Annotated in this window: 4 protein-coding genes; 2 read left to right on the top strand and 2 right to left on the bottom strand. The window is 69.9% G+C overall.

Annotated features, from left to right (window positions below; all coding sequences use genetic code 11):
- Positions 1-159 precede the first annotated feature (159 nt).
- Together ACFYW9_RS27445 and ACFYW9_RS27440 are read right to left on the bottom strand one after the other, a co-directional pair.
- Positions 160-2,772, bottom strand: coding sequence for an ABC transporter permease/substrate binding protein (locus tag ACFYW9_RS27445; protein ID WP_389155494.1), 2,613 nt, complete (start codon positions 2,770-2,772; stop codon positions 160-162).
- Positions 2,765-3,868, bottom strand: coding sequence for a glycine betaine/L-proline ABC transporter ATP-binding protein (locus tag ACFYW9_RS27440; RefSeq protein WP_389155491.1), 1,104 nt, complete (start codon positions 3,866-3,868; stop codon positions 2,765-2,767). The genes ACFYW9_RS27445 and ACFYW9_RS27440 overlap by 8 nt, the downstream gene beginning before the upstream one ends.
- Before the next feature lie 166 nt (positions 3,869-4,034).
- Between ACFYW9_RS27440 and ACFYW9_RS27435 the strand changes: the two genes are divergently transcribed.
- Entirely contained in the window at positions 4,035-4,973 is a 939-nt protein-coding gene (locus tag ACFYW9_RS27435) for a 5'-3' exonuclease (RefSeq protein WP_328674305.1), read from the top strand.
- A 124-nt stretch (positions 4,974-5,097) separates the two neighbouring features.
- Positions 5,098-5,934: a siderophore-interacting protein gene (locus ACFYW9_RS27430; protein WP_389155488.1), complete on the top strand. Its 837-nt coding sequence runs from the start codon at positions 5,098-5,100 to the stop codon at positions 5,932-5,934.
- Positions 5,935-6,160: the final 226 nt, after the last annotated feature.

Below are 6,160 nucleotides of genomic sequence, written 5' to 3'. Positions count from 1 at the left end.
CCTGGTGGGGCTCGCTGGCGCCGTGCGTGGGTCGGGCGGGGGCACGGGGCTTCTCAGGGTGGGGGATGAGCTGGCCCCCACCCCACCCCCCCCCCCCCCCCCCCCCCCCACCCCTCGGAATGAACCGCTCGGCGCGTCCCGGCGTGGACGGCTCGTCCGCTACCGCGGAGTCATCCGCCGCACCATGTCCGGGTGCTCCTCGAGCCACGCGGCGACGGCTTCCTCCTCGTGCCCCTGGCCGCGCCGCTTGATCTCGCCCTCCAGGCCGCCGAGTTCGGCCTCGCTCATCTTGAAGTCCTTGATCCACCCGGCCAGCTTCGGGTACCGGCCCGGGAATTCCTCCGAGGCGATGGTCCGGATCGTGTTGCCCTCGCCGAACAGCTTCCTGTCGTCGGTGAGCTTGGTGAGCTCGTACTGGCTGTACGCCCAGTGCGGCGACCACAGCACGACCGCGACCGGCTTCTTCTCGGCGTACGCGCGCTTCAGTTCGGCCAGCATCGCGGGCGTGGAGCCGTCGACGACCTCGTACTCCTTGTCCAGGCCGTAGCCCGGAAGCACCTTCTTCTTCAGGAGGTTCATCTCACCGGTGCCGGGCTCGATACCGATGATCTTTCCGCCGAAGGTCTTCGACCTGCCCTTCAGGTCGGCCAGGGACCGGACGTCCTTCACGTACGAGGGGACCGCGATCTCCAGGGAGGTCGGTTCGTACCAGGTGCCCAGGTCCTTCAGGTGGTCCTTGTGCGCTTCCCAGTAGTTGGACTGGGCGTAGGGCAGCCAGGCGTCGAAATTCAGGTCGAGGTCGCCGGAGGCCAGGCCGGTGTAGACCGGGCCGACGTCCATCTGCTTGAGGTCGACCGTGTAGCCGCGCCGGGCGAGCACGTTCTTCCAGAGGTAGGTGACGGCGACGTCCTCGTCCCAGGGGAACCAGGCGACGTCCAGCGGGCGCTTCGCCTCGGCGGGGGCGGCGGCGGCCTTCTTGACGGGGGCAAGCTCGCCGACGACCGAGGGGTTCTTCTTCAGCCAGGCGCGCACGGCGTCCTGCTGCCTGCCCTTGCCGACCTTGTTGATCTCGGCCTCGAGGCCGGTGAGCTGCTTCTCGGTCAGCTTGAAGTTCTTCAGCCACTTACCGACGACCGGGTTGTCCTGCGCGAAGCCCTTGCGGGACAGCGTGTGCACCCCGTCGCCCTTGCCCCAGGCGCCCTTGGGGTCCTTCAGCTTCTTCAGCCTGTAGTCGCTGTAGGCCCAGTGCGGCGACCAGAGCGTGGCGACGATCGGCTTCTTCGCGGCGTACGCGCGCTTCAGCTCGGCCAGCATCGCGGGCGTGGAGCTGTCGACGACCTCGTACTCCTCGTCGAGCCCGTACGCCTTGAGCACCTTGCTCTTGAGCAGGCCCATCATTCCGGCGCTGGACTCGATGCCGGTGATCTTTCCGTCGAAGGTGCCGACCTTGCCCTTGAGGTCCTCCAGGGAGTCGATGCCCTTCATGTAGGCGGGCACCGACAGCTCCAGGGACGTCGGGCCGTACCAGGAGCCCAGGTCGTCGAGCTGCTTGCCGTACTTCTTCCAGTACTCGGCGTGCGTGGTCGGCAGCCAGGAGTCGGTCTCGAAGTCGATGTCGCCCTGGGCGAGCGAGGTGTACAGGGGCCCGGCGTCGAACTGCTTGACGTCGACCCGGTAGCCGCGCTCCTCCAGGATCTCCTTCCAGAGGAAGGTGGAGGCGACGCCCTCGTCCCAGGGGATGTAGCCGATGGTGACCTTCTCGCCCTGGCCGACGTTCTCGCCGTCGGCGGCGGTGGCGGCCGTGCCCCCACCGCCGAGGACACCCATCCCGCCCGCGACGAGCGCGAGCACGACGACGCCCGCCATGGCCACGACGGGACGGGGACGGTACGACCAGACCCTCAGGCCCCGCGCGGCGCGCGCCTTGGCGGCGGCACGGCGGCCGAGCGGGGAGACCTGGGTGCCGAGCGCGCCGGTCATGCGGTCGAGGTAGATCGCGAGGATGACGATCGCGACGCCCGCCTCGGAGCCGAGGCCGATGTTCAACTGCCCGATGGCCTCGTTGACGTCGCCGCCGAGGCCGCCGGTGCCGACCATGCCGGCGATGGCGGCCATGGACAGGCCCAGCATGATGACCTGGTTGACGCCCGCCATGACGGTGGGCAGGGCGAGCGGAAGCTGGATGCGCAGCAGGGTGGCGCGCGGGGTGGTGCCGAACGCGTCGGCGGCCTCGACCAGTTCCCCGTCGACCTGGCGGATGCCCAGTTCGGTCATGCGGACACCGGGGGCCAGCGCGAAGATCAGGGTGGCGACGATGCCGGCGGAGGCGCCGGTTCCGAAGAACAGGATCGCCGGGATGAGGTAGATCATCGCGGGCAGCGTCTGCATGAAGTCGAGAACCGGCCGGACGACGGCGCTGACCCGGTCGGACCGGGCCGCCCAGATACCCACGGGCACCGACACCACGAGCGCGATGAGGGTCGCGACGAGGACCAGGGACAGGGTCACCATCGCGTCCTCCCACAGTTCGAGGGAGTCGATGAAGGCGAATCCGGCGAAGGTGAGCAGACCGGCCGAAGTGCCGCGCAGCCAGAAGGCGATGACGGCGAAGATGCCGGCGAGGAGGAGCGGCTGGGGCGCCTGGAGGACGGCGTCGATGGCGTCGTAGGTGCCCGTGAAGACGGTCTTGAGGAAGTCGAAGAGCCACGCCATGTGGTTCAGCAGCCAGTCGACCGCGTCGTTGACCCAGTCACCGAAGGGGATCCTAGGCATGGGCCTTCACCCCCTTGCCGTGTCCGCTGTCCTGTCCGCTGTCCTGTCCGCCGGGACAGGTCCCGGGGCCGCCCTGCTCGTCGCCGAGGAAGCCGACGAGCCGCTGCCACGGGACGACGCCGACGAGGGCGTGCTTCTTGTCGACGACGGCGACCGGGTGCGGGAGGCGGGCGCTCATCGCGCAGAGGTCCACGAACGGGGTGTCGGGCGTGGCGGTCTCGCAGGCGCAGTCGGCCTCGTCGCCGCGCAGGTCCGTGTCCATGACGGCGCCCGCGGTCAGCACCCGCGAGCGGTCGACGTCCTGGGTGAAGGAGGCGACGTAGTCGTCGGCGGGCCGGACGAGGATGTCCTCGGCGGTGCCGTCCTGGACGATGCGGCCGTCGCGCATGACGGCGATGCGGTCGCCGAGGCGCATCGCCTCGTTGAGGTCGTGCGTGATGAAGACGATGGTCTTCTCGAGCTTCTTCTGGAGCTCGAGGAGCTGGTCCTGCATGTCGCGGCGGATCAGCGGGTCCAGCGCGCTGAACGACTCGTCCATGAGCAGCAGATCGGCGTCGGTGGCGAGCGCGCGGGCGAGACCCACGCGCTGCTGCATCCCGCCGGAGAGTTCGTCGGGCCAGGACTTCTCCCAGCCGGCGAGTCCGGCCAGTTCCAGTGCCACGGCCGCCCGTTCACGGCGTTCGGCGGCCGGTACGCCCTGGACCTCCAGGCCGTAGCCGGCGTTCTCCAGCACGCTGCGGTGCGGGAACAGCGCGAAGTGCTGGAAGACCATGCTGATCTTCCGGGAGCGGACCTCGCGCAGCTCGCGAGCGCTGAGCCCGGTGAGGTCCTGGCCGTCGAAGCGCACGTGTCCCGCGGTGGGCTCCAGCAGTCCGTTGAGCATGCGCAGCAGCGTGGACTTGCCGGATCCGGACAGGCCCATGACGACGAAGATCTGGCCCGGTTCCACCGTGAAGGAGGCGTCGATCACGGCGGCGGTGGTGCCGTCGGCGCGCAGTTCCTCACGGTCGGCCCCTTGACGGAGCCGTTCCACCGCCGCTTCCGGTCGTCTTCCGAACACCTTGTACAGATGGTCGGCCTCAAGCCTGGATGACACAGGTGCCTCTCGTCGGGGCAGGGGTGCACACGGAAGGACGGCCCGTGTTCCCGGCTGCCGATGACGGTTGAATTCACAACCGCGTTCGTCAGTGGCGGCGCCTGCCCCCGCTTACACGGAGCAAACACGGGAGTGGCCCAGGTCACTGTCAGTGGCGTACGGCATGATGCGGAAGGTGACACTTCCGACGCGACGACTCATGCTCCTCGACACCGCCTCGCTGTATTTCCGCGCCTATTTCGGCGTGCCGGAATCCGTGAAGGCCCCGGACGGCACACCGGTGAACGCGGTGCGCGGACTGCTGGAGTTCATCGACCGCCTGGTCAAGGACCACCGTCCGGACGATCTGGTGGCCTGCATGGACGCGGACTGGCGTCCGCAGTGGCGGGTCGACCTGATCCCGTCGTACAAGGCGCACCGGGTCGCGGTGGAGACGGAGACCGGCCCGGACCAGGAGGAGGTGCCGGACACGCTCTCCCCGCAGGTGCCCGTCATCGAGGAGGTCCTGGACGCGCTGGGCATCGCGCGCGTGGGCGTCGAGGGGTACGAGGCGGACGACGTGATCGGCACGTTCACCGGTCGCGCCACCGGTCCGGTCGACATCGTCACCGGCGACCGCGACCTGTATCAGCTCGTCGACGACGCGCGGGGGGTGCGCGTGCTGTATCCCCTCAAGGGCGTCGGCACGCTCCAGCTCACCGACGAGGCGTGGCTGCGCGAGAAGTACGGGGTCGACGGTCCGGGGTACGCGGATCTGGCGCTGCTGCGCGGCGACCCGAGCGACGGGCTGCCCGGAGTGCCCGGCATCGGCGAGAAGACGGCGGCCAAACTGCTCGCCGAGTTCGGTGACCTGGCCGGCATCATGGCCGCGGTCGACGACCCCGAGGCCAGGCTGACACCCTCGCAGCGCAAGCGGCTCGACGAGTCACGGCCGTACATCGCCGTGGCGCCGACCGTCGTCAAGGTCGCCGGGGACGTGCCGCTTCCCGAGGTGGACACGGCGCTGCCGCACGCGCCGCGCCGTCCGGCCGCGCTGGACGAACTGGCCGCGCGCTGGGGGCTGGGCGGCTCACTGCACCGTCTGCTCACGACACTGCGGGTATAGCCGACCACGACACCGCAGACATAGCTGAACCGATCTGGCACGACTGCTGCCGGTTCATCCTGGATATCACACAGAGAGAGGTGCTAACTTAGGTAAGCCTAACCATGTGAATCAGGAGGCAGTCATGGCAGAGCGCCCGGAACGCAAGCCCCGGAAGCCCCACTCCGCGAAGGTCGTGCGGACCGAGCGGCTGACCCCTCACATGCAACGGGTGGTGCTGGGCGGCGGCACTCTCGCCGACTTCGCCACGAGCGGCAGAACCGACCACTACGTGAAGCTGCTGTTCGGCCCCGCGGGCGTCACCTACCCCGAGCCCTTCGACCTGGAGCGCATCCGCGAGGAGTTCCCGCGCGAGCAGTGGCCGGTGACACGCACGTACACCGTGCGCGCCTGGGATTCCGAGACGCGCGAGCTGACCCTGGACTTCGTGGTGCACGGGGACGAGGGGCTCGCCGGACCGTGGGCCCTGCGGGCGCAGCCGGGCGAGGTCGTCCGGTTCATGGGCCCCGGTGGCGCGTACGCGCCCGACACGGGCGCCGACTGGCACCTGCTCGCCGGCGACGAGAGCGCGCTGCCCGCGATCGCCGCCGCGCTGGAGTCGCTGCCGGACGGCGCCACGGTCCGCGCCTTCGTGGAGGTCTCCGGGCCCGAGGAGGAGCAGAAGATCGACTCCGACGCGGAGGTCGTCTGGCTGCACCGCGGCGACCGGCCTGTCGGCACGGCCCTGGTGGAGGCCGTACGGGCCCTGGAGTTCCCGGAGGGCCGGCTGCACGCGTTCGTGCACGGCGAGGCGGGCTTCGTGAAGGAGCTGCGGAGGCTGCTGCGGGTCGAGCTCCAGATCCCGCGCGAGGACCTGTCCATCTCCGGCTACTGGCGCCTCGGCCACAACGAGGACGGCTGGCAGGCCGCGAAGCGCGACTGGAACGCCCAGGTGGAGGCGGAGCAGGAGGTACCGGCCTGACGCCGGACACTTCCCGTACCCGGTCAGGAGGTTGACCCGGTTCGTCACCCCCGGCCGCGTGAAACGTCAGGAGGCGGACCCGCATCACGCGGGTCCGCCTCCTGACGTTTCACGCGGGTGCCGTTCGTCCGGCGGCCGGCCGCCCGGCGGGCCGGACCGGGCCCCGGTACGACCGGAACGTACGGATCGACGGCCGTACCGCCGCCACCTCCGGCAGGAGCGCGAG

The sequence above is a fragment of the Streptomyces sp. NPDC002698 genome (assembly GCF_042888945.1).
GTDB lineage: Bacteria > Actinomycetota > Actinomycetes > Streptomycetales > Streptomycetaceae > Streptomyces.
Note: the sequence above shows the minus strand (reverse complement) of the source record. Positions and strands in the feature narration are given on the sequence as shown.

What these genes read in the sequence shown, in the direction of transcription:
- ACFYW9_RS27445 (WP_389155494.1), bottom strand. Translation starts at nt 2,772, where the DNA reads ATGCCTAGGATCCCCTTCGGTGACTGGGTCAACGACGCGGTCGACTGG.
- ACFYW9_RS27435 (WP_328674305.1), top strand. Translation starts at nt 4,035, where the DNA reads ATGCGGAAGGTGACACTTCCGACGCGACGACTCATGCTCCTCGACACC.
- ACFYW9_RS27430 (WP_389155488.1), top strand. Translation starts at nt 5,098, where the DNA reads ATGGCAGAGCGCCCGGAACGCAAGCCCCGGAAGCCCCACTCCGCGAAG.